At 46.4% G+C, this 21,698-nt stretch carries 25 protein-coding genes; 13 read left to right on the forward strand and 12 right to left on the reverse strand.

Annotated features, from left to right (window positions below):
• Positions 1-210: hypothetical protein (locus J0895_RS21555; protein ID WP_207090051.1), on the forward strand; the 210-nt coding region annotated here is incomplete at its 5' end.
• 258 nt (positions 211-468) lie between these two features.
• Here J0895_RS21555 and J0895_RS21560 read toward each other — a convergent pair.
• The gene (locus tag J0895_RS21560; protein ID WP_207090052.1) at positions 469-1,914 is read right to left on the reverse strand and encodes a carotenoid oxygenase family protein; all 1,446 of its coding nucleotides are present in this window, start codon (positions 1,912-1,914) and stop codon (positions 469-471) included.
• 80 nt (positions 1,915-1,994) lie between these two features.
• Here J0895_RS21560 and J0895_RS21565 point away from each other — a divergent pair, with 80 nt between their 5' ends.
• Positions 1,995-2,501, forward strand: a complete 507-nt coding sequence (locus J0895_RS21565) for a DNA recombination-mediator protein A (RefSeq protein WP_207090053.1) — start codon at positions 1,995-1,997, stop codon at positions 2,499-2,501.
• Between the two features lie 131 nt (positions 2,502-2,632).
• Here J0895_RS21565 and J0895_RS21570 read toward each other — a convergent pair whose 3' ends face one another.
• Entirely contained in the window at positions 2,633-2,815 is a 183-nt protein-coding gene (locus J0895_RS21570) for a hypothetical protein (protein WP_207090054.1), read from the reverse strand.
• A gap of 9 nt (positions 2,816-2,824) precedes the next feature.
• Here J0895_RS21570 and J0895_RS21575 point away from each other — a divergent pair, with 9 nt between their 5' ends.
• A complete protein-coding gene (locus tag J0895_RS21575; protein ID WP_207090055.1) occupies positions 2,825-3,316 on the forward strand; it encodes a YajQ family cyclic di-GMP-binding protein in 492 nt (163 codons plus the stop codon).
• 106 nt (positions 3,317-3,422) lie between these two features.
• Positions 3,423-3,878, forward strand: coding sequence for a YidH family protein (locus J0895_RS21580; protein ID WP_207090056.1), 456 nt, complete (start codon positions 3,423-3,425; stop codon positions 3,876-3,878).
• Between the two features lie 172 nt (positions 3,879-4,050).
• On the opposite strand, the gene cbiD is transcribed toward J0895_RS21580, so the two are convergent.
• The 4 genes from cbiD to J0895_RS21600 all read right to left on the reverse strand — a co-directional run bounded on the left by cbiD (position 4,051) and on the right by J0895_RS21600 (position 7,472).
• The gene (gene cbiD / locus J0895_RS21585; RefSeq protein ID WP_207090057.1) at positions 4,051-5,121 is read right to left on the reverse strand and encodes a cobalt-precorrin-5B (C(1))-methyltransferase CbiD; all 1,071 of its coding nucleotides are present in this window, start codon (positions 5,119-5,121) and stop codon (positions 4,051-4,053) included.
• Positions 5,122-5,170: 49 nt separating this feature from the next.
• Positions 5,171-6,058: a tetratricopeptide repeat protein gene (locus J0895_RS21590; RefSeq protein WP_207090058.1), complete on the reverse strand. Its 888-nt coding sequence runs from the start codon at positions 6,056-6,058 to the stop codon at positions 5,171-5,173.
• Between the two features lie 475 nt (positions 6,059-6,533).
• Complete coding sequence (locus J0895_RS21595) at positions 6,534-6,965, reverse strand: hypothetical protein (RefSeq protein WP_207090059.1); 432 nt, start codon at positions 6,963-6,965, stop codon at positions 6,534-6,536.
• Positions 6,966-7,052: 87 nt separating this feature from the next.
• Positions 7,053-7,472, reverse strand: a complete 420-nt coding sequence (locus J0895_RS21600; protein ID WP_207090060.1) for a hypothetical protein — start codon at positions 7,470-7,472, stop codon at positions 7,053-7,055.
• 181 nt (positions 7,473-7,653) lie between these two features.
• On the opposite strand from J0895_RS21600, the gene J0895_RS21605 reads away from it, so the two are divergent.
• The gene (locus tag J0895_RS21605; RefSeq protein ID WP_207090061.1) at positions 7,654-7,983 is read left to right on the forward strand and encodes an RNA recognition motif domain-containing protein; all 330 of its coding nucleotides are present in this window, start codon (positions 7,654-7,656) and stop codon (positions 7,981-7,983) included.
• A 257-nt stretch (positions 7,984-8,240) separates the two neighbouring features.
• Here J0895_RS21605 and J0895_RS21610 read toward each other — a convergent pair whose 3' ends face one another.
• Positions 8,241-8,765, reverse strand: a complete 525-nt coding sequence (locus tag J0895_RS21610) for a hypothetical protein (protein ID WP_242541489.1) — start codon at positions 8,763-8,765, stop codon at positions 8,241-8,243.
• 1 nt (position 8,766) lies between these two features.
• Positions 8,767-11,910, reverse strand: a complete 3,144-nt coding sequence (locus J0895_RS21615; protein ID WP_207090062.1) for an efflux RND transporter permease subunit — start codon at positions 11,908-11,910, stop codon at positions 8,767-8,769.
• A 122-nt stretch (positions 11,911-12,032) separates the two neighbouring features.
• Here J0895_RS21615 and J0895_RS21620 point away from each other — a divergent pair, with 122 nt between their 5' ends.
• From J0895_RS21620 to J0895_RS21630, 3 genes are all read left to right on the forward strand, one after another.
• Positions 12,033-12,335, forward strand: a complete 303-nt coding sequence (locus tag J0895_RS21620) for a hypothetical protein (RefSeq protein ID WP_242541490.1) — start codon at positions 12,033-12,035, stop codon at positions 12,333-12,335.
• Positions 12,335-12,742 carry an aspartyl protease family protein gene (locus J0895_RS21625; protein ID WP_207090063.1) on the forward strand — a complete coding sequence of 136 codons (408 nt, stop codon included), beginning with the start codon at positions 12,335-12,337 and terminating at the stop codon, positions 12,740-12,742. The genes J0895_RS21620 and J0895_RS21625 overlap by 1 nt, the downstream gene beginning before the upstream one ends.
• A 100-nt stretch (positions 12,743-12,842) precedes the next feature.
• Positions 12,843-13,274 (forward strand): hypothetical protein, encoded by a 432-nt coding sequence (locus J0895_RS21630; RefSeq protein ID WP_207090064.1) that lies wholly within the window; start codon positions 12,843-12,845, stop codon positions 13,272-13,274.
• Between the two features lie 24 nt (positions 13,275-13,298).
• On the opposite strand, the gene J0895_RS21635 is transcribed toward J0895_RS21630, so the two are convergent.
• The 3 genes from J0895_RS21635 to rppA all read right to left on the reverse strand — a co-directional run bounded on the left by J0895_RS21635 (position 13,299) and on the right by rppA (position 17,713).
• The gene (locus tag J0895_RS21635) at positions 13,299-15,443 is read right to left on the reverse strand and encodes an efflux RND transporter periplasmic adaptor subunit (RefSeq protein ID WP_242541491.1); all 2,145 of its coding nucleotides are present in this window, start codon (positions 15,441-15,443) and stop codon (positions 13,299-13,301) included.
• A gap of 190 nt (positions 15,444-15,633) precedes the next feature.
• Positions 15,634-16,980 (reverse strand): two-component system sensor histidine kinase RppB, encoded by a 1,347-nt coding sequence (gene rppB / locus J0895_RS21640; RefSeq protein WP_207090065.1) that lies wholly within the window; start codon positions 16,978-16,980, stop codon positions 15,634-15,636.
• Positions 16,981-17,008: 28 nt separating this feature from the next.
• Complete coding sequence (rppA, locus tag J0895_RS21645; RefSeq protein WP_207090066.1) at positions 17,009-17,713, reverse strand: two-component system response regulator RppA; 705 nt, start codon at positions 17,711-17,713, stop codon at positions 17,009-17,011.
• Positions 17,714-18,093: 380 nt separating this feature from the next.
• On the opposite strand from rppA, the gene J0895_RS21650 reads away from it, so the two are divergent.
• Together J0895_RS21650 and J0895_RS21655 are read left to right on the forward strand one after the other, a co-directional pair.
• On the forward strand, positions 18,094-18,423 hold the full coding sequence (locus J0895_RS21650) for a four-helix bundle copper-binding protein (RefSeq protein WP_207090067.1): 330 nt from the start codon (positions 18,094-18,096) through the stop codon (positions 18,421-18,423).
• 544 nt (positions 18,424-18,967) lie between these two features.
• Positions 18,968-19,186 carry a hypothetical protein gene (locus tag J0895_RS21655; protein ID WP_207090068.1) on the forward strand — a complete coding sequence of 73 codons (219 nt, stop codon included), beginning with the start codon at positions 18,968-18,970 and terminating at the stop codon, positions 19,184-19,186.
• Positions 19,187-19,222: 36 nt separating this feature from the next.
• On the opposite strand, the gene J0895_RS21660 is transcribed toward J0895_RS21655, so the two are convergent.
• Positions 19,223-19,369, reverse strand: a complete 147-nt coding sequence (locus J0895_RS21660; RefSeq protein WP_207090069.1) for a hypothetical protein — start codon at positions 19,367-19,369, stop codon at positions 19,223-19,225.
• Between the two features lie 238 nt (positions 19,370-19,607).
• Between J0895_RS21660 and J0895_RS21665 the strand changes: the two genes are divergently transcribed.
• From J0895_RS21665 to J0895_RS21675, 3 genes are all read left to right on the forward strand, one after another.
• The gene (locus tag J0895_RS21665) at positions 19,608-19,814 is read left to right on the forward strand and encodes a hypothetical protein (protein WP_207090070.1); all 207 of its coding nucleotides are present in this window, start codon (positions 19,608-19,610) and stop codon (positions 19,812-19,814) included.
• 205 nt (positions 19,815-20,019) lie between these two features.
• A complete protein-coding gene (locus J0895_RS21670) occupies positions 20,020-20,307 on the forward strand; it encodes an NfeD family protein (RefSeq protein ID WP_207090071.1) in 288 nt (95 codons plus the stop codon).
• A 473-nt stretch (positions 20,308-20,780) separates the two neighbouring features.
• Positions 20,781-21,629, forward strand: coding sequence for a M48 family metallopeptidase (locus tag J0895_RS21675; RefSeq protein ID WP_207090072.1), 849 nt, complete (start codon positions 20,781-20,783; stop codon positions 21,627-21,629).
• Positions 21,630-21,698: the final 69 nt, after the last annotated feature.

Consider the following 21,698-nt stretch of genomic DNA (forward strand, 5'->3'; position numbering starts at 1 on the left):
GTCTTGTGTCATCACGGGCGAATTCCCCGAAATTATGTTCACTTTCTGAACGAAGCAAGTGCCTGTGGGATTTTAAAACAATCTGGGGGCCGCTATCGGTTTTATCATGATAAATTACGAGAACATTTAGCCTCTACCATCCAGTTAAAAGTTGAACCCCTATCACCCCGTAAAAATAAGTTTTTTGGGTGGTTTTTATCCAGAAGATAGGGATTGAATTTACAGGGTTTGATTAGCGGAATTCTGCCGAGGATCCGGGTTTTTTTAACTTTAGCTCTGTCAAGGTGTATTTGTAGGGGCGCAATGCTTGCGCCCAATTCTGGGCGCAAGCATTGCGCCCCTACGTGAAATCTATTGTCTGGAGGCAGAGCCTCCAATGGGCGTGACTCGGCAGAGCCAAGTCACAAGGATACAACGTTTGTAGTAACCCCTTCAGGGGTTTCTTTTTGATAACTCCTGAAGGAGTTACTACGAACGTTTCCCCGGGTTCCAAGTCCCGTGAAACCCTAACGGAATTACCCCGGGTAACCCTAACCGACATTCCGGTTCCTCATCTAACCGATCGCCATCAAAAATCCATACCTGACTCTGATGTTGGTTGGCATCATAAACCACGGTTAAAACCCACCCTTGTTCAGGGCGATCGCCATCTGGTGCATAAATCGGTTCACTCGGATAACAGTTGTCCGGGATAGGGGCCTCAGTCAGTTGGCCGGTTTGATAGTCGAACCGCCCGATCGCCCCTACAGGTTCCCTCCCTAACTCCACTCCCTTTCGATGCAAGGATAAATAGGTATAACGCCACTCCTGTCCCACTTCTCGGAAATCTACCGATGGAAATTCACAGTGGCGATTAATAATTGTCTCTGTAGCCATCACTTTTCCTGTAGTGGGATTCAGTCGGACTCGGCAGAGGGTCCCTTTCGCCCCAGTCACCGTCTCCAAGGTGGCAAATTCCTTCAGATATTGATTCGTCTGAAAATCCTCATAACGCACCAAATCTAATCCAATCTCTCCATCCCGACTCACCGAACCATTGCCAAAATGCCACTGATACCAGGGTTCCGCTTCCCCCCGACTCACCAGTTCTAAGCTGGAACGGTCAATCACTAATATCTGAGTCCCTAACTCCGGATGCCAGGTTAAGCTATCGCTAAAACTTTTCAGGTGCAACAAGACGGGTAACAGACTCATCCGCACAGGTGGAATGAAAAAGATTAAATAAGGTCCAGCCATGACAAAATCATGGATTAGCGGCACTCCCTCTAGGTCAAATGCTGCCTGTTGCTGGATTTGCCCCCGGTTGTTGCTGCGGTAAACGTGCAGTTGGGTGGTTTTTCCAGGGGAAACGCCAAAATTATAGATTTCCCCGGTTTGGGGGTCGCGTTTGGGGTGGGCGGAATAGCCCCAGTTCGGTTCCAATCCGTCTAAGTTGTCCAGTCCGAAGGTTTCTAGGGTTTCTAAATCTAATCCGTAGGGATGTCCCCCTTCCCAGAGGGCTAAGAGTTTGTCCGGGAGGGCAATCACGGAGGTATTTGCCGCATTTTTCATCTTTTTGCCAAATCGTTCCCAGAAGGGTCCCGGGGGAAGAGTGCCATATCCGCCAAATTGTAGGCGGCCCTCGGCTTCTTCGGCTTGATATCCGGCAGTTTGAACATAGCGGTAGAGGGCGTGACTGTCCCTGCCGTTCAAGTGAACGCCTAAAATCGCCCCATCGCCATCAAACCAATGTCCCACTCGGTTTTCCCCTCGGGTGAGGCGCGCTGGACCATTGCGATAGAGGGTTCCGCGCAATCCGGGGGGGATTGTTCCGGTGATGGTTTTGAGGGGAGTGGCGGGAAATTCCTGGGCGGGGGAGGCGATCGCCCCTGCCCAACTTTTCTCTCGATTTTCGGGTTTGCTAATGCTTTTCATGGCTATTTTCAATCTATTTATCGTACATGGTCTTATCTTTGCTAAAATAGCTCCGTTGTTCTAGTTATTTCATACCGTCTTTGAGTCAATCAATAGACACATCACCCGGGATCGATACTCTGGCGCAAGAACTGGCCTCGATCCAGCAAACGGGTTCTAAACGGATTTCCCTCTTGGGTTCCCGTCATGTTCCGATTACCCATCAAGCTCTCATTGAGCGAATGACCTATGCCTTGGTTTTAGAAGGGAATCGAATTCTGACTTCTGGTGCTACCGGCACCAATTCTGCTGCGATTAAAGGCGCGATGAAGGCAGATCCCAATATGCTGACGGTGATTCTGCCCCAAAGTCTGGATCGTCAACCCCGCGAGTCGCGCAAGCAACTCGAAAAGGTGGTCCACTTGGTGGAAAATCCCGCGAATGACCATTTATCTTTAGCCGAAGCCAGTGCTTTGTGCAATTTGGAAATTGTCTCTCGCTGTCAGCAGTTAATCTGCTTTGCGTTCCATGATAGCCACACGCTACTGCAAACTTGTCAGGATGCGGAGGAACAACACCGACTTGTGACGTTGTTCTATTTTGATTAAGGGCATCCTCGTTTATTTAGGCTTGACCCTGCGATCGGATTTCCCATTTGGCGTTTGGATACGCTTGTGTTGGCTCTCGTTTTACTCTAGAATTTCCCGGCGAAGAAGAGATAAAACTGCCGTTGCCTAGGTCAGTTATTGTTTAAAGACTCCCAGGCAATGGCCCCGAGGCTACTCGATTCGTCAAGGTTCCTTAAGAACGTGGTGAGGCGAACTAACGGAGGCGATCGCTGATGTTTGGCACTGGCAGTTTGTCCCCCTCTTCGAGTGGTTTCATTTTCTAGTAATTTGTAGTTGTACGGATATTTAGTCACTCTTTATTCATGGCTTCAACGTATTCTTTTGATATTGTCAGCGATTTTGAGCACCAGGAACTCGTTAATACGATTGACCAAACCAATCGCGAAATTACCAGTCGTTACGACCTCAAAAATACCAAGACGACGGTTGAACTCGGGGATGATGAAATTGTCATCAATACCGATAGCAATATGACGTTAGAGGCGGTTCATTCGGTGCTGCAACAAAAGGCAGTTAAGCGGAATTTGTCGTTGAAAATTTTCGACTATGGCAAGGAGGAAACCGCCAGCGGTAACCGCATTCGTCAGGTGATTAAGCTCAAAAAAGGCATCGCCCAAGAGGTGGGGAAACAAATTACTAAGTTACTCCGGGATGAGTTGAAGAAGGTCCAAGGCTCAATTCAAGGGGATGCTGTACGGGTTTCGAGTAAGTCAAAAGATGATTTACAAGAAGCGATGGTGTTGATTAAGCAAGAAGATTGGCCGGTAGCGTTACAGTTTACTAACTATCGGTAAAGGTGTGGGATCGGAGGTTCCGCAGAATTCTTTAGAAACGGTGCGATCGCATCAAAGCTGAGACGATCGCACTGTTTTAGGGAACTTCAAGTCAACGGGAGTGGCAATGACTCAGGAAAAAATAGACCGACAACGCGAACATCAGGCTAATGAACGGACGTTTTTGGCTTGGTTGCGGACTTCCATTGGCATGATTGGCTTTGGATTTGCGATCGCTCGTTTTGGGTTATTTTTACGCGAGTTACAAGCTAGTGTGACGGGTGAACCTGACTCTGTACCGGCGATCGCTATTAATTCCCAAACCTTGGGTGTGGCATTGGTGATTATGGGAATTATTTTTATTCCCTTATCCGTCTGGCGCTACAATCGGGTTTTTCAACAAATCGAATTCAGCGCCTATCGCCCGAGTCGCTGGATGGTATGGTTAACTGCGGCAACGGTGATGATTGTTGGAATTCTGACGATTCCCTTCGTGTTGTTGCGACATTCTACGAGGGAACCGATACCCCAGTTTCATCGCCAAAGTCGGGAAAATGTGATGGGCGATCGCGATCGGCGCTAGGGTTTTATCCCCTATAGCAACCCTAAATCATTTATGAATTCTTAAGCTCCCCTCTCCCGCTTTGGGAGAGGGGTTGGGGGTGAGGGCATTCCACAACTGATATAGGATTGCTATAGCTGACCCCTGAAGGGGTCACTACAAACTGTTCGTAAAACTGTTCGTCGTAACCCCTTCAGGGGTTATCCCACAAAAAGGGCTTTTTTTGAGTAATAATTTCCCCTTTCCGGTCAAATAAAATCGTGCCAATTTCTAACGCAGTATCGGCATATTTCTTAACATAATTCTTAGCATTCTGACTAATCTTTTCCCCTAAATTATTAAAGACTAAATCAGCCAGTCCTCGTTCTTTAATTTCAAAATAAGCAGCATCAGCAGTTTTAGCATTTAAAACCGCTTCTACCGTCGCCATATCTCCCCCCGCCCGCACAACTGCGGCACTGAGAATTTCTAATTTGGCATCGGCAATATGGCTGGATGTGTTAAAAATTCCCCCGGCTAATTTAATCAGTTTGCCTTGATATCCCAGTAGCAAAACAGATTCTGCACCACGCAATCCGGCTTCAACTAACAGCGCCCCGATCCAGTTTCCAGTTTGCACTATCTGTGATTCTGGAATTCTTAACCGTTGGGCGACCACTAGACCATTATTGCCAATGCAGAAGGTTAAATGAGGGGAATTTTTGACCTTGGACTGCAAATCTTGGCGAAATTCATCAAGATGATCGGCAGAGGAAAGGGGTTGGGAAATTCCACTGGTTCCGAGTAAGGCTAATCCTTCTAAGATGCCAAAGGCAGCATTAGAAGTCCGGCTGGCGAGTTGCCGTCCTTCGGGTAAAATGATGGAGACAATGACGGTTTTATCTGCGGGAATTAATGGGAATAAATTGCAGTCAAAAAGTTGCCGCGCATAGTGATAAATGGCGGGTTCTCCGGTTTTGGTTTTGCCTAATCCTTCCCCGGCTTCTAGGATTAAGGGTTGGGTTTGGCGGGGGGTCCATTTGACCCAAGCCCAAATGGGAGTATTTCGAGTTAAGTCTAGGTTATCTCCGGGATCGCTGAGGGTGATAGCGAGGGCAGAAGTGGCATCCAGTTGGGCGACTTGATGGATGGGAATCTCGACGGATTCGGGAATCAGGTCAAGGGTGACCGTTTTGGGGGCCTCTGCACTGGGAGAAAGCACCATCAGGGCCGCTTTCGCCGCAGCAACGGCGAAAACGGGTAGGGTGTAGCCGGTTTTTGCCATGTTAAGAGGGCCAAGGACTGAAATAATTGAGGTTCGGGTTTAGGGGGAATTAGGGGAGATTTTTGCTAACAGGGGACTCGATGTTTAGGTTGGGGTTGAGTTCGTAGGCTTTATTATAACTGGCTGCAGCGCTACGGGTGCAGTCTAAGGCTTCTAGGGCTAAGGCACGATAATACCAGGCTTCGGCATTTTTGGGATTGATTTCTACCGCTTTGTCCAGACTGATGATGGCTTCTTCGTTGCGGTTGAGTTCTTGCAGAACGACGCCACGATTGTACCAAGCCCAATGATAGTTGGGGAAGGCTTGTACCGCTTTGTCGTAGCTGGCGATCGCTTCGGGGTATCGTTTTAATAAGTATAAAGTGTTCCCACGATTGTTCCACACTTCATAAAAATTGGGTTGTGAGGCGAGGGCTTTGTCGTAACAAGCTAAGGTTTTTTCCGTCAGTCCCATGCTTTTGAGGGCTAGTCCTCGATGATACCAGGCGCGGGAATAGTCCGGTTTGAATTCGATCGCCCGATCATAGCTGGCGATCGCTTCGTCATATTTACCTAAGTTCCCGAGGGCGATGCCACGATTATTCCAGGTGCGATGATGATCGGGTTTGAGCCGTAAGACGCGATCGTAGCTCTCAACCGCTTCCTGGTGGCGTCCGCTGTCATCCAGGGCGTTGCCCCGATTGATCAGGGCCTGGTAATAGCCGGGATTGATCTCTAGCGCCATGTCGTAGCTTTTAAGGGCTGGATTGGTCCGCCCCAAGTTGTACAGCGCATTGCCGCGACAGTACCAGATTTCATCTCCATTGGGTTCGAGTTCGAGCGCTTTGTCATAGCTGGCGATCGCTCCTGTATAATTTCCCGCTTCACTTAGGTTTAATCCTTTCCGAAAGAAAAACTCAACCTCTAAGCCTTTAGCACAAGTTATGAAATTTGACATCTTTCTTTTGGGAGACGTTTTTAAGATGATGTTAGCCAGGATATCATATTTTTCTGGGGTTGGTCAGACTTTAATTTAAAAATTTCCTCAAGGGATTCAGGGGTCTCAAAATCTGAAGCCCCCATTGTCTATACGGCTCTGTTCTTGATTATATCAAGGTTTGAGCGGGATTTTTGCAGAAAAGTTGCATTGTCCCGGTCCGGGACATGAAGCGTTAACCCAAAGAGGGCCTAGGAGGGAGTCCGGAAAAAATCACAATGGCGCGATAGATGTCAAGGGCGTTGGGTAGAAATTTTCTAGCAAAAAAAAAGAAGCACCGCTGTGCTCCTTTTCCGAAGATATCTCTATAGATTTATACCTATCCAGATGCATTTCATCAATAGAGCCCATAGATGTCACCCCTAGGCTATATAAATAGAACAAACATCGGAAACAGAAAACAGTTGCACCCAGGCCGAGTCAGCGGAGGCATTGCTTAGGAGAGCCAACCCCATCGACTGCCTTGGGACTGAAGCAGATTGAGGGAGGAAGGGGTTTGTTGAGGAAACAGGAGGGAGGAAAGATCCTCAGAGAGTTTTTCATACTCCGCCTCGCGCAAGTCCATCAGAATTTCCCGGATTTGTCCCACATTGGGGTTATCAATGAAGCGATCGCGAACGGCTTCTACGGAGCGATCAAGGGCGAGATCGGCTTCAGCATCATTCTGAGCTAATGCTAATTCGGAGTAGAGATTGTTGAGTTCAGCCCGTAAGGGGTCTAACTCGGGGGAGTCGGGAAGCTTGTTGAGCAACGAGGCGATCGCCGCTTGGTTTTCCTGAGCAACAACCGAGGATGATTCTTGATTGTAAGTCGGGATGGAGATAATGTCGGGGTTTTGGTCAACCGCTTGTGCTGGTGTAAAGATCATCAGGGTTGAGATCAATAGACAGGATACACACATTTTTCCTTTCCTCAATAATATATAGAGTAGCGTTGCTAGGTCTTGGTGAGTCTTTCAGTTGAGCGCTGAGGCTAACCGGACTTTGACAGAGAGTTTAGCAGGAATGCTCAAAGAATGCAGGGGCAGTTGCCGATTGAGGTTCAGGACTTGCGAAATGTTGGCGATGTCAGCCAAACTGTAGCCCAGGCAGGACATGAATTGACCCGACTCTCTAGGAAGGCGTTCGGACCGTTCCACCACTGGAAAGGCCCACAGATCCAGGGCTGTCCCGGTTTCCTGTTTCCAGCATTTTCCCTGTTTTTCCATTGTCACTTGCTCAGGGTTCAGGGGTAAGAGGTTCCTAACATCACTCAAGAACCGTTGTGGGATGTTGAGGGTTGTGGGATGGAACTGGGGAGATTTGTGACCGTCCAAGAGGCGATCGCCTAGGAATTTTAATACCAGAAAATACCTTGGGTAAAGGGTTTCAGCCAATTTTAAAAAAAACTACTAATGGCTTTACCCAAACTGAAAAAACTGTGTTATTCTTATGGATGAGATTGAAATTCGGTTGCAGTGTTTGTTTCGAGTATTGATAGGTATTTCTCCCTTTCGTCTGGACAGGCTTCTCTCCGAAAACTTGACCTCTACATCCGTTGAATTTTGGAGTTAGTCCATGTCTATTTACGTTGGTAATCTTTCTTATGAAGTTACCCAAGAAGATCTGAGCGCCGTATTTGCAGAATATGGCTCCGTTAAGCGCGTGAATCTGCCCACCGACCGGGAAACGGGTCGTGTGCGCGGCTTTGCCTTTGTGGAAATGTCCACTGAAACTGAAGAAGGCGCTGCGATTGAAGCCCTTGATGGGGCTGAGTGGATGGGTCGCGATATGAAAGTCAACAAAGCCAAACCTCGTGAAGACCGAGGCTCCTTTGGCGGCGGCGGCGGCGGCGGCGGCGGCGGCGGTCGCGGTGGCCGTCGCAACAACTTCTCTCAAGGCTACTAAGCTAGATTAGTGGAACTCCAAACGATGAAATCTCCCGAACGATCAGAGTACAGGCACTGAAACCTTCGGTGCCGGGATATACTATCAAATCGGAGAGTTTTTTTTCTGGAAACCCATAAGACGAAACCTTTTCGTCTCATAGCTTAAACTGAAAAAGCTCAGATATTCAATATCTGAGCTTTTTCTTTTGGGCGATCGGTCTTGTGATTTAATTCAGAGTAAACTGTAACATCTCCCCGTCGGGTGCAAACTCACCCCTATTCCCGATTGAACATAAACCGCCCATTAACTTTTTCCCCCTGAATATCCGTGAGAATTGCTACCTTATACTCCCCGGATACTTCCGCCGGCAGAAACGCAGCATAATGTTCCCCAGGTTCGTCATACAGCAGTTCCAGAGTGCGTTGTTCCCCTGTTGGTGTTTCCACCTGCGCGGTTACATTTGCACCGGGAATCGGTTCGTGAGTATCTCCCATTTGTAGATAAAAATCTAAATGCACTCCTCCGGGTTCCGGTAACGCCACTAACTCTAAATGATACGGACCCATTTCAATCACCTGTCCCCCTTGGGTTGGGCGTTCCTCGGGCGGAATTGCTGTGGGCGTTACTACTGTTTCTGTGGGGGTTTCCGTCGCACTTTCTAGCACATTCGCCTCCGGTTCTCCGGTTCCACAGGCAGTTAACCCGATTAATCCCAGACTAACCATAGCAATAGAACCTAATTTGAGCGATCGCCCCATTTTGATTTCTCCTTTTGTATCACATTCTATTTTTGACAACATCTTAAGAATCCGTAAGGGGTTTTACTCCATCATTAAACCGTTCCTCCCTATTTTCTGTAGAAACTTGTTGCAGCTTTAACCTCGGACCAAATTGAGAATAAAGCGCCGGAATTACCAACAAGGTTAACGCAGTGGAACTAAATAATCCCCCCAAGACAACCACCGCCAACGGTTGTAAAATTTCCTTTCCAGCCCCAGTTCCGATCGCCAGGGGTAACATTCCTAAAGCCGAAGTTAAAGCCGTCATTAAAATCGCCGTTAACCGTTCCATTGAACCCTGAAAAATCACTGATTTGAGGGGCATTCCTTCAGCCAGTTTAGAATTATAGTTATCCACTAATAACAGCCCATTGCGAGTGGCAACTCCAAATAATGTAATAAATCCTACCATCGAAGCAACCGACAAAACACCACCCCCCAAGGCGACGGAAAAAATTCCGCCAGTAATCGCTAAGGGAAGATTGAGCATAATCATCACCGTACTCGCCAGAGATTTAACCGCAAAATACATTAAAATTGCAATTATAATCAAGGCTAATGAACCAAAAATCAGTAAATTTTGACTCGCCCGCTGTTCCGATTCAAATTGTCCCCCATATTGGATAAAATATCCCGACGGAAGTTGCACCGATTCGCGAACCTTGTCCCTAATTTCATCCACAATACTGCCTAAATCTCGCCCAGAAACATTGGCAGAAACCACAATTAAGCGCGAGACATTTTCCCGGTTAATGGTATTAGGACCCGTGCCATAATCAATTCGGGCAACTTGGGCCAGGGGAATTTTTGTACCGTTAGGGGTATCTATTAATAAGTTACGAATAGTATCTAAATTGTTGCGAAAGTCTTCTTTTAACCAGACGACTAAATCGAACAATTGTTGTCGTTCTAGGACTTGGGAAACCACCCGTCCATTCAGGGCAGTTTCCAGGGTGTCTGACAAGTAACCCACGGTTAATCCATATCGGGCAGCAGCAGGGCGATCGAAGTGAATTTGCACCTGACGGATGGGGACTTGGGGTTCGAGTTGTAAGTCTACTATGCCGGGAATATCCCGCATCAAGTCCCGAACTTGTGCCCCCAGAATGCGAAGTTCTGGGAGTTCGGGACCGAAGACTTTGACGGCGATCGCACTTCGGACTCCCGAGAGAACTTCATCCATTCTGTGAGAGATAAATCCGCCAATACTGGGGGCAACACCGGGTAATTTCTGGAATTCTTCCCGTAATTTGGCGATCGCCCCTTCCCGATCTTGTATCCCCTCATCACTCAACTCCACATCCAAATGTCCCAAAGTTACCCCCCCAGCATCGGCATCTCCCGGTGCTCGTCCCGATCGCAACTGTACCCAACTAAAACGAGGGTCATCTTTGAGGGCATCTTGCATCGCTAACCCCGCCCGATTTGTCATTTCTAATGACACCCCAGGATAGAGCACCATTGCATTCACTAAAGACCGTTCCTGAAACTCCGGTAAAAACACCCGCCCCAACGATGGCAAGACAATCAAAGAGGCAATAAAGGCAGCCGTAGCTATCCCTAAAACCAGACTCGGCCATTGAATCGAAACCCGCAATAAAGGCCGATACAGTCGTTCCGCCACCCGCGAAACCCAGGTTTCTTCCTCCGGTAAAGTTTGAGATGCTAATAAAAAAGCACATAATGCCGGAGATAGAGTTAATGCCACAAAAGTCGAGGCAAAAATTGACACTAAATAAGCCACTCCCATCGGGGCAAAAATTCGCCCTTCAACTCCAGTTAAGGTAAAAATTGGGGCAAATATCACGGCAATAATTACCGTGGAAAATAGCACACTTACTCGCACTTCTACAGAAGTCTGATAAACCACTTCTAACGGAGGAATTGGATTCCCTGCGGCTTGATTTTTCCGTAACCCTCGGTAGCAGTTTTCCATGTCTACAATCGAGTCATCTACGACGGACCCAATGGCTACCGCCAGTCCTCCCAATGTCATAGTATTAATGGCTTGACCGAAGAGATTCATCACCATTAATCCAATAATTAAGGATAAGGGAATGGCACTCAGGGTAATCACGGCAGTGCGCCAATTCATTAAGAATAGAAACAGAATAATCGAAACAATGATAATTCCATCTCGCAGAGAATCGCGGACATTTTCAATGGAAGCATCAATAAAGTCCGATTGCCGAAAGGTAACCATGACATTGACATCGGCAGGTAAACTTGTCTGTAGTTCTGCGATCGCCCCCTCCACTGCTTTCGTGACTGTGGGAGTATCCGCCAGGGGTTGCTTATTCACCACCACCACCACGGCAGATTGTCCATTCACACTCCCATCCCCCCGTTTCAAGGCAGCGCCAATTTTTACCTCTGCCACATCTTCTAACAGAATGGGCGTACCATTGCGCGCCGTTACAACGGATTTTTGTAAATCTTCCAAGGATTCAATTCGACCAATTCCTCGGATAATTAATTCCCGGTCTGGAGATTGTAAAAAACCACCGGCAGCATTAGTATTTGCTGCTTCTGCTGCCTCTCTAACTTGAGCTAGAGAAACATTATAAGCCTGTAATTGTACGGGGTCTGCTAAAACCTGATATTGACGAACATCGCCGCCATAGGCAATCGCTTGAGTCACCCCTCGGACTGCCAGTAATCGATTAATAATATCGCGATCGACCCATTCTCTTAACTCCATTAAAGTGGTTTCTCCCTCTCCCGTCACCGTAAAGGCATATTGAATAATTGTCCCAATTGGAGAAGACATCGGAGAAATTTGGGGCGTTTCCACCCCTTGGGGTAATTTGCTGGATGCTTGCTGCAATCGTTCGGTGACTAATTGCCGCGCTTGATACTCATCAGTCCCCCATTTAAAAATAACTTTAACAACAGATAGTCCGACTCCAGAAGACGATCGCACGGTTTCCAATCCCGGAGTTCCATTAATGGCACTTTCAATAGGAAACGTCACCAAAGATTCCACCTCTTCCGGGGCAAGTCCCGGGGCTTCTGTTTGAATTTCCACTTGAGGAGGAGCAAAGTTTGGAAACACATCTAAGGGCATTTGGGAAATGGTATGAATGCCCAAAATTGTGACAATTATTGCTCCAATCACGACTAACCACCGCTGGGCGATCGACCATTTCAGAATACCATTGAGCATGGATTAGGAGGGGTAGGAGTTAAGAGTTTAGCTGTGATTTCAGGGTGGCATGAAAATATGAAATCCAGATGAAATTTTGCTAAAATAGGGAAAATAGAACTCACCCGGGAGAACTTACGGTCATGGAAAACCCGAAAAAAGCAGCAGTCAATGCCAGTGTTCAGGATACCTTTTCCCAGACGAATGCCACAGCAGAGGGGATTGGGGAACTATTAAGTATGGAAGAAATTAAACGCCGTTACCCCCAAGAGTGGGTGTTGATTGCCTACAAGGAACTCAATCCGGATCAATCGGTAAAAACCGGGGAACTGTTAGCGCATTCCCCGGATTGTGATCACATATATGAGCGACTGCCATTCCGAACCAAACCTGTGGCGATCGAATATACAGGACCCTTTCCCGATGATTTAGGGGTTTTGATGTAATGAAAAATAAAGAGTATCGTTTGGAGTGCGTACCCTGTAAAAACTTACTTAATCCCCAGGAAAGAGTAAACTTATTCTTGGTTAGAGCCGGTATCGGCGCAAAAGGAACACTTCCTGTATTTGTCCCCTTATTGGTAGATTCTGGAGCAACTTATACAACTTTACCTGTGCCTTTATTACAATCTGTTGGTTGCGATTTAAAACATCCTATCACTCAAGTCTCAATTGTCACAGGTAACGGTCAAATTAATTGTCCTGTAGTTACAGTCCCTTGGTTTAACTGTCTCGGACATACGAAAAAAAAATTTCCCCGTAGTGGGACATACCTTAAGAAGGTCAATCGGTTGGCAGGGTATTCTTGGAATGGATTTCCTAGAAGCATCCCAGGCTGTCATTTCTTTCGCTGAGGGTAAAATTCGGTTTGGTTCGCTGTAGAGGGATATGAATCCAATCTCTAAAATTAGAGATCAACTATTATGCAAAGTCTGATTTGGCATGAGGTGAAATATGAACAAAAAATATCGAGGATTTCGCTGGTTTTGGGGATTGCTTTTCTGTGTTGTGTATCCTATCGGCGTGGGTCAATCTTTAGCGGCTTTACCGTTGCAGGTAGGCGTTTACCGAGTGGGTTCTCGCTACATTCAAATTGCGGAACAAAATAACCGAATCTGTTTTGTGGGTTTTTCAGCGCGGGGTGCCACAACTGCTTCTGTAGAACCCGAATCGAATTATCCCAATTCTTACAAGGTTGAGGGATATGAGGGAGCCATTTTATTTCAAGCGGATATCAATACGCTCTTATTTGGTCCAAGGCATTATTTAGAGGAATATCCGGCAGATCGAAGTTTCTCTAGGGAATTGACTGAGGATTTGGAAGCCTGTCTTAACTCCACTGAACCCTTTCTTAATCGTGTATCTGAAGGTCGAAATGGGCGTTAGTTAGCATGGCGATCGCCGGATAATTTACTCGTGATGATGATTGTTGTTGACTAAAACTGGCAATTCACAAAACTCACCTTTAACTGGTTCTGAAAATTCACCGATTTCTGAGGGAAAATTCGGAGAGGGCTCGGTTGATTTTGTCAGCGGTTTACTGCGTCGTCCTAACCAAAATGCCACCCCTGCGATCGCCCCGGCAAGGGGTAGCCATCCCCACTGCATTAACCCGGCTGCATTCATCTGGCTTGCCTCGGTTTCTTCGGGTTGTTCAGGGCTGCTAGGGCTGCCACCTCGGAGAGATTGGGCGTAGAGTTGCACCGCCCCTTCGGTTACAATGCGATCGCCTGCAAATAATCCCCCTTTGACCTCAATTCGCTCTCCAAATTGTTGTCCGAGTCTCACCTCAACCGGCTGAAATTGTTGCCCATTTTGGACATAAACCACCGGCAAATTATTAACTTCTACAATGGCACTTTCGGGAATACTGGTCACCATTTCACTGGTTCTATTTGTAGCAATTTCCAAATCAGCAAACATTCCCGGTTTTAATTCCCCCCCGACATTATCTACTTCTGCCCTTACGGGAATCACTCGGGTTTCCCCTTGAACATCCGGGGCGATATAATCAATTCTTCCGGTAAAAATGCGGTTGGGAAAACTCGCCACTCTGATATTGACTTGTTGTCCGATTTTGACTTGTTGTAAATCTTTTTCATAGAGATTGGCGGTTGCCCCTACCCGCGCCTGATTTTGAATTTTCATTAACGTGGTTCCTGCGGCATCTACCGATTGACCCGAGGTAATTTCTCGGTGAGCAACCACGCCGGTAATCGGAGAAGTGACGGTAACGGTTCCCTGTTCATCCGGCGTAATATTTAACTGATTCAAGCGAGTTTGATAGGTGCGATCGCTCAAGTTAACTCGGGATTTTGCCCCTTGTAATTCAGCATCAGCGCGTTTTAATTCGGCTTCGGCTGCAATCACCCCTTGGCGACTTCTTGCCCGAGTCAATTGCCCTCGCGCTTGGGCTAATAAATCTTCAGATTCCCGCAAATCTCTTAACGGTAAATCCGCTTCAGCCCGTTTCACTTCCCCTTGGGCTTCTAGTTGTCCTAAGCGGCTTTGAGCGCGGGTTAATTCGGTTTGCGATCGCGCTAATAATTCTTCTGATTCCCGTAAGTCTCTTAACGGTAAATCTATTTCCGCGCGTTTAACTTCCGATTCAGCTTGCAATTGCCCTAACCGACTTTGAGCGCGTTTAACTGAGGCTTTTGCCCCTGCGAACTGGGCTTCGGAATCCAGCATCTGACGGCGCGGAATTGCTCCTTGTTCAACTAATTCTTGATCCCGTTCAAAGCGTTCCTGAGCAACGACTAATTCAGTTTCAGCTTGAGAAATTTCGGCTTCTGCGAGTTCCATTTGGCGCTGGTAGTTTTCTCGGGCAATCGATAGCACTCCGCCTTCTTCAACTAACTGGCGATCGCGTTCATAGCGAGACTGAGCAATTTCTACTTGTTTCTGCGCTGCGGTAATTTCCGATTCCGCTAATTCCACTTGGCGACGATACCCTTCTTCGGCAGCAGTTAATACCCCGCGTTCCTCCACTAAATTCTGGTCCCGTTCATAGCGAGATTGAGCCGTTGACACTTGCTGTTCCGCTTGGGCAATTTCCGCATCAGCAATGGTCACCTGCCGTTGATAATTTTGTTGTGATAATTGCCAATTTGCCTCAGCTTGCTTGAGATTAGATTCGGCTTCTGCCTGTTTTTGAAGGGCATCTACTCGCAAGGCTGCTAATTCTGGACTTGACAAAATTGCCACAGCATCTCCGACTTTAACTGCATCTCCCGGTTGCACTAATAATTGAATAATTTTCCCGGCGATCGGTGCAGTTACCTCTACGGTTTCATTGGGTAATGTTTCAATTTGTCCGGTAACTTTGATTCCGACTTCCATCACCGCTTGTTGCACGGGTTCGATTAAAATTCCCATGCGTTTAAGGGTTTGAGAATCGACTTCAATTCCTCCCGTCGGTGCGTGACTGGCATCGCCACCGCCTTCAAATTCATTTCCATGTCCAGGATGCGCTACCACTGCGACAGGAGTCATTACCAGCAGGAGAGTGGCAAGCAAGGTAGGGGTTAGGTTAGAGTAATTGAGCGATCGCATGATTAGTCTGGATCTCGTAAGGGTGAATCAAACCTCACCTCCAACTTTGACAGAGGAAAATGAAATAAGGATGAAATTGAATTGTCTTAGGGCGGATCCAGGAACGGTTAGAAACCGGGTTTCTTGATCATCCACTGCACTTTAACAACAAATTTGGGAAAGCAACCCGGTTTCTTATCGTGGTTTATGCCTATCCTGATTCTAAAATTGGTAGTCGAACGGTAAATAAACTCCCTTGACCTAATTCACTTTTAACCTGGATATTGCCCTGATGGGTTTTGGCGATCGCCAAAGCAATGGCTAGTCCCAAACCCGAACCCCCAGTATGGCGAGAACGGTCACTATTGATGCGATAAAAACGGTCAAAAATTCGGTTTAAATCTTGGGGCAGCATCCCAATTCCTGTATCTTTAATCTCAATTATAGCATGGCGATCGCTGGCGTCTAAAATCAGATTAACTTCCCCTCCGGCAGGAGTATATTGAATTGCGTTACTGACTAAATTAAACAGGAGTCGATAGAGTTCTTCTTCATTCCCTTTCACCTGGACTGCTTGCTGGACTCGAACCTCTATGGTGAGCTTGACGAACGAGGCGATCGCCAAGGCTGCAATTTCTTCTTCCACATCGCTAATCAGGTCATTGAGACAGCAAAGTGAGGGTTTAACGGGTAGTTCTTGTTGGTCCATTCGTGATAATAATAACAAATCATTCACGAGTTGAGAGAGGCGTAAATTTTGGCGATTAACGGTTTTTAAGGTATCCAAAATCTCCTCAAAATTAGGTCTTTCAACTCTTAAATTTGATTCGACTGTGGCTCGAATTGCCGCTAACGGCGTTCGCAATTCATGGGCGGCATCGGCGGTAAATTGTTGAATTTGACGATAGGACTGATAAATCGGCTGCATGGCAACTCCCGCCAATCCCCAACTGGCAGTTCCTACCCCTAACAAAGCAATGGGTAATCCGATTAACATAATCACTTTAACTGCCCCTAAATAATCATCAAATTCTTGCAAACTTCTCCCCACTTGCAGACTGCCCCAATCTCGGCCATCTTCCGTATGCAACACCACAGAAATTTGATGAAATCGAGTCCCTTTGCTGTCGGTAAAAGTTTGCCATGTGTCTGCACCTTCTCTCCCGGGTAATCCATCGGTATTCACTCCTGCTACGGCGATTAAATTGCCGGTTAAATCGAGTAATCGGACGTAATAATACCCTTGATGCAGCGCCCCGATCGCGTGTCGTTCCAGATTGAATTTTCGGTTCCAACATAGCTCATTTTCTGTACACAAATCCGGCAATAATCGGGCTACTTCCGGTTCTAATTTTGCCGGTTCTTGCAATACAGGTTCCAAACTATCATGGAGGGTTCCCGCAACGGATTCTAATTCGCGATCAAGAGTCATCCAATGGGCGTGGGATATTGATTCATACATTCCCCACCCACATAATGCCAAAATTACCCCCATGACTCCAGCATACCAACAAGCCAGTTGTAAGCGAGTTTGTCGAAAAAGTTGATTGTGATTCACGCTGTTTTACTCCTGAGTGGGTTTATTCTTAGGCTTTGAAGCGATATCCCAATCCATAAACCGTTTCTATGAGGCGATCATAACCCTGTTCCGCAAGTTTACGACGCAGCAGGCGCATTTGTGCGGCGACTACATTGCTGCCCGGTTCTGACCCCAATTCCCACAGCCGATCCAAAATGCGATCGCGGGTAATAATTTGCTGGGGATGACGCATCAAATATTCTAATAGCTGAAACTCTTTATTCGTCATAGAAATAGCCACAGATTCCCCGGTTTCCTGATAGCAATAGAGGGTACGAGTACCGTAATCGAGAGTAAGATTTCCCACCTGAATCTGCTGAGATTTCAATTGAGGCGATCGCCGCTGTAATGCCCTCAACCTTGCCAATAATTCCGCCATCCCAAACGGTTTAACTAAATAATCATCCGCCCCGGCATCTAACCCAGCCACTTTATCTTCCATACTATCTTTTGCGGTCAGCATCAGCACAGGTAAAGCACTGCCCGAAGCCCGCAGTCGCTTACACAATTCTATCCCCGATAATGCCGGTAATAACCAATCAAATATCGCCAGGGTATAGGGCGTTTCTACGGTTTGCCAGCGATAACTCTCAATATACTCATAACCCTCTCTCCCATCCTTAGCCCAGTCTACCACGTATGCTTCCCGCTCTAGGGTCCGTTTAATCGCTGCCCCTAAATCCGGCTCATCTTCTACTAACAGTACCTTCATCTTTACCAACCCTTATCTATCGCTCATTTATGCTACTAAACAGCCTGGGCATCCAGTTGTCTAAGGCTAATTTTTTTGCGGTTTCGCAACAATAATTAACAGAGGTCTATCTTATCTAAACTTTTCCAATAAAAATGGGTTTTCATTCCTACCTAGTTCTATTGACATAACTACATCTAAAATTATTTATATTTTCAGTTTTTCTCAACTGAAAAAACAACATTTTTCAGGGTATCATCTAAAAGTGAAACTGAGATGAAATCCGAATCCCCCAGAAGAGATATAACTTGATTCATACTTTAGATAGAGGATATTGCCACCCTGCACCGATACTGTAGAGGCTAGAACTTCATCGGAAACAAGGAAGGAGGAAAATTTTCATGCCTCATCAAATCAATCAATCCAGTATAGATGCGATCGTTAATTGTGCTATTCAGTGCGAGCATTGTGCCGACGAATGTATTGGCAATATGCCCGATTGCGCTCGCTTATGCCGAGATTGCTCTCAAATGTGCTGGACCATTGCCGGTTTTATGAGTCGAGGTTCTCACTTCATTGAACAAGTCTCTCGCGCCTGTATCGACATCTGCGAAGCTTGTGCGAAAGAATGTGAAACCCATGATGACGCACATTGTCAAAAGTGTGCGGAAACCTGTCGTCAGTCCCTGGACGTATTCAAGAATATTTCAAGCGGTGCCGCAGGTCGATAATAGAATAGCCCTCTCTCTATATAATCCAAAATACACAGCAAGACAGCTTTGCGGAGACCTGGCTGTATATTTTGGATAGGTTTTCCGTTTGGCTTCCCGACACTCAGTCCCCTTCACGGTGCAATTCCTTGGAAAACCTTAATCTTTGTAGCGATTCCTCACCGTTCTAGGGGAGTTGAGGGAAGAGTAGAGGCCAGAAACTCTCTGGTAGCTTATACTTAATTTGAAAGGCTTTTGAAGGAGTTAGACAAACTCCACTTTTCTCTCTCTACTCCGATTCAAACATCGGGACAGAAGGCACGGAACTTCCAATTTAGATTATAACCCAAGATGGCAAAAAAATCATAAAATCGCTGAAACAATTGCTCTGTATAGAAACTTACTCCTGAAGAAAATCTCATCTGTAATCAATCTTATCTTGAGAATCGTTTATAGGAACTAGAAGAAATTCTAATTATGGAAAGTGCTAAAATTTCACCGTTTCGCCTGATCTGGCGTTTATAATTAAAAGCACTATCCAATCAGCTTCAGTAAGGAGAGTTTTATGGTGCTATCAAACTGGTTTGAATTTATCCTCTTGACCTTATTTAATGCGACGTTTTGTGTATTATTGCCTAGAGTTCTCACCTTGAATTGGTCCCAGATTTTTAGTCAAATTAAGGGGCAAAGTAAGCGACTCTCCAACATGACTGGGGAAGATTTTTCTAATCCGGGATTAGTCTCAACATTAAAAACTACATCCTTGCACAATCAGTTGCAGTGACGGTACTCTGATGAAAATTAGCCAAGGGGGAATGCTTCAGGTTATTTTATACGCTGTTATTTCTAGTCCGAGGCGCGATCGCTTCTTTTTGATGGCGAGATGGCAATTTTGACCAACGGATTCCAATCCGGTGGAATCGATTCGGTTTGATGCCACGCCCTGTAACGTAAACGCCTCATTCATTCTAGGATTTAAACCTTGAAGCCATCCCCTAGACCCTGGCGCATTCAATCTGAAAAAATCGTTAAATTTTACTCGGTTAACGAGACGATTTTGATGCCCCAAACTTGGAAAATTAACATAAAATAGGGAATAGGGGAATTTTTCACCAAAGCGTTCGATTTTCATTGAATACTCTATTCCCCTGGAGTAAATTCCACAGGTGCAGTGGGATCGCCGATGACCGAAACTAGGAGGTATTATGGAGGAAAAGAAGCCACAATCAGAACCTCTGCGACGATTTATCTCCCCGGAACAGTTGGGTTTGGTGGCATTTGTGATTTTATTTTGGGCGATCGCCCTTCATTACACCCTGCAGCGATTTTGGCAGACTCAGGATGATTGTCCGGTGATTGTCCAGCAGTCCAGCGCATCGGTCCGTAATATTAAAGGATGTGTCGAGGAGTAATAGTCCGATCGCCTTCTCTTCACTGTGGCAGTTCGGGAAATGCACAAGTCCATCTGCAAGAGTTGACTCGAATTTGAGATTAAACCTGATAAAATCGCCCCCAGAACATCCAGATCCAGCAACCAATTCAGCGAGTGACACCGGAGTATCCCCAAGACATTAGCAAGCATTTTAAGGTGGGATTGTCGCGTTCAACCGAGATCCCATGTTCCATTTTTTAAACAACCTCTTTGCTCCCCATCCCGCCCGACTCAAAGAATATCAAGACCCCAACTTAAAATATACTCTTGGCAAACCCGGAGAAATTGGCATTGTGGATGAGATAATTCGAGGCCCCTATATAGCGGGGAGAGTCCATTTTAGAGGCAGTTATTGGCCTGCTAGTTGCGATCGTGAAATTGTCCTCGGACCCGGAGAACCTGTTCGCATTGTCGGCATTCACTGTATTACCTTATTAGTCCAACCTGTTGGAGTTTTTGAAGAACCCTGTTAATCTCGGGGCGATCGCAATTTTGGCTACCCCTCGAACCTCTGAGTCTCTAGCGTTGCGCCTATTCCGAGTCACCGTCCTCTTGATCTGATCCCTTCCCTACCCTTGAGTTCTACAAACCCCCGGGGAGGATTCTGAGGGATGGTGAATGGCAACCTGCCTCTATCCAAATTCGTCAATGGATCAGAAGGGAGGCGATCGCTTATGCTGGAAGTAGACTGAATCAACCGGCCTTAAACGGTCCAGGAGTCTTGAAAATATCAGGCTCTTTGGTTGAGTCGTAAAAGATATCAGACAGGACTGACGCCGGATCTTTTAAGATGTCACCCCATCTGCACAGAGGGCAGTATATCAATTGTCCAGATGATCAGACAAGGGGATATCTCAGTCCTGGGAGCATTGCGATCGCGGTTAACATACCTGACCTCAATTCCAACATATCACTCCTATTTGTTCAAACATTCCTCACATTGATTATGTTCAACTTTTACGCTTGGATTTCTCATCGAATTCATCGTCGCTGGATTTACCCGATTATTTCTGTGATTATGGCGATCGCCTTAGTCGTCAGTTCATCCTATCCTAGCTCGGCATTTAACCTTCGGAGGTTAATTGGGCCGGGAATTGAGGTACTTCAACTGAGTACCATGTCCGATGCCCAGGAAGTTGCCCTGGGTGGACAAATCAACCAACAAATTCTGAGTAGTCAATTTAGGCGATATGGAAATACTCAAATTAATAACTATGTTAGGGAGTTAGGCGATCAGTTAGCAGCTCAAAGCGATCGGCCCAATCTTCCCTACACCTTCCAGGTTGTTCAGGATGACAGCATTAATGCGTTTGCCACAATGGGCGGTTTTGTTTATGTTACCACAGGTCTCCTCCAAGCTGTGGATAATGAAGCTCAATTAGCTGGGGTGATCGGTCATGAAATCGGCCACATTGTCAACAAACATTCCATCCGGCAAATGCGCGAAGTGATCATTGCCAGAGGGTTAGCAGGTGCTGCCGGTGTAGATAACAATATTGCGGTACAACTCGGGGTAGAATTAGCCCTCCGTTTGCCCCGGAGTCGTCAACATGAATATGAGGCCGATCGCGGGGCTTTAGCCATTCTCATAAATGCCGGTTACTCACCTCTGGGTCTAGTTCAATTTTTTGAAAAACTCCTCGACAAACCCTCTCCACCGACCTTTTTAAGTACCCATCCCGCCAGTAGCGATCGCATTGCCGCACTCGAACAAATGATTCCCCAGGGTCAGGCGAATCAAGGAACGGGTTTAAATCAAGCGGCCTATCGAGACCGAATCCGTCCCTTGTTATAATCCCTCAAAAAATTTTCTTTGAATTATTTTTAACCGGGCTCTAAAGCTCGGTTTTTTTAAGTTTATTTA

It is taken from the genome of Phormidium pseudopriestleyi FRX01 (assembly GCF_017313335.1).
GTDB classification, from domain to species: Bacteria; Cyanobacteriota; Cyanobacteriia; order Cyanobacteriales; family Laspinemataceae; genus Laspinema; species Laspinema pseudopriestleyi.